The sequence below is a fragment of the Sedimentibacter sp. B4 genome, assembly GCF_000309315.1.
Taxonomy (GTDB): Bacteria; Bacillota; Clostridia; order Tissierellales; family Sedimentibacteraceae; genus Sedimentibacter; species Sedimentibacter saalensis.
This window is the reverse complement of sequence record NZ_CANG01000406.1, coordinates 1-241: the sequence shown is the minus strand read 5'-3', so window position 1 is coordinate 241 and position 241 is coordinate 1. Positions and strand designations below refer to the sequence as shown.

The following is a 241-nucleotide window of genomic DNA, read 5'->3' as shown; positions in this document are numbered from 1 at the left end:
GATGTCGCCAAGTACGTCGCCTGGCGGCGAAACGTCCCGCTGTTCCAGATCCCTACGTCGATGTCGGTGAACGCCCCGTTCGCCCATCGTGCGGCGGTGCGCGACGAGGGAGTGCTGCGGTACGTCGGCTGGAAGGTGCCGGAGGTCGTGTGGGTCGACTACGACGTCATCAAGTCCGCGCCCGAGTTCATGAACCGCTCCAGCGTCGGCGACATCGTCTGCTACTACACCGGGCACTGGA

General features: G+C 65.1%; 1 protein-coding gene. It reads left to right on the top strand.

Annotation, left to right across the window (positions count from 1 at the left end):
• On the top strand, positions 1 to 241 hold a 241-nt coding region (locus BN358_RS23535; RefSeq protein WP_157593426.1), incomplete at both ends, for an iron-containing alcohol dehydrogenase.